General features: G+C 44.0%; 1 pseudogene. It reads right to left on the reverse strand.

The features are described 5' to 3' along the window. Positions 1-122: 122 nt before the first annotated feature. Positions 123-728 (reverse strand): annotated as a pseudogene (locus OGM63_RS18930) (RNA-guided endonuclease InsQ/TnpB family protein); the annotation flags it as partial. Positions 729-1,260: the final 532 nt, after the last annotated feature.

The following is a 1,260-nucleotide window of genomic DNA, read 5'->3' on the forward strand; positions in this document are numbered from 1 at the left end:
AAATCCGTACATAACTGGCAAGAACGGTTAAGAGAAATTGTTGATAATCTGATTGAAAATATAGGAGGGTAGTTGTCAATAATAGTCTAGACTTGTCTATGTTATTGCTGGCTTAGGACTAACTCTACCATCACACCGTCGGAGTCAGTGTAGTATTCTTTCAGTCCAACATCTAACCCAACAGTATTACCCGTTGGCTCTATGTTCTCAGAACGGTCTACATCAATGCAAAACTGCACGTATACACCATCGGCACGTTTTACCAACCTAACCCGTTTTATTTGATTAATTTGGTAGAAATGAAGGTCACGAGTACCTTTTATCCTTAACCGACCGATACCTTTTTTGTCGGTAAAGTTGATAGATTTACGATCATCCGCTAATCGCCACCCTGAGGTTTTATATTCAACAGAGCGGCAATATGAGTGAAATTTGGGATAACCTTTTTTCCCAGAAATACTTTTTTTACAGTTGTCATAAAACCTGGAGATAGAAGACCATGCCCGTTCTGCGCTGGCTTGTCTAGCCATTGAGTTAAGTTCATTTGCAAAGGGAAATTCAGCCGCAAGTACAGCGCAATATTTCTGCAAATCATTTTTACCCGTGCCTTTAACATCCATCCATAGCCGAATACAGCTATTACGAATGAATTTTGCAGTTCTAATTGCATCATCTACTGCGATTATCTGCGTTGACTTCCCATAAGCTTTAAACTCAAATACAAGCATTGTTTTACCTCCTATTCTTATACTAGCATGTTCGGTGTAAGATATTTATGTGGTTGAAAAACTTTATACAATATTTACAGTGGCTTAAAAGCCACCGAGTCGTTTTTCATCCCCCATCTAAAGCACGGAAAACGGTACTACGTACCTGTTCCTTGGGGGCTTTCAAACTCCCGTCAGTTTCTTGTAACGGCTTAAGCCATCATAACTTCTGTTTTAAGGGCTGAAGCCCTTACTACAAATGAATATTCAACACAAAACCGCTCTCTTCGACTTACCCCACCTGCAAGACCAAGACAAACTGCATCGCTTATTGTCCTCAACCCTTCTGAGGAGATGGGGAGATGGGGGAGAGGGGGAGACAAAAAGAGGGGGAGAGTGGGGGAGGGGGAGAGGGGGAGACAAGGAAGAAAATTCACCTCATCCTCCTTGTCCCCTTGTCCCCTTGTCCCCTTGTCCACTTGTCCACCACTCCCCCCCCCCCCCCCCCCCCCCCCCCCGGCCGCCACCCCCCCCACCCTAACCAAATTAAAAA

Origin of the sequence: Plectonema radiosum NIES-515, assembly GCF_025753815.1 — a bacterium.
Taxonomy (GTDB): Bacteria; Cyanobacteriota; Cyanobacteriia; order Cyanobacteriales; family Nostocaceae; genus Hassallia; species Hassallia radiosum_A.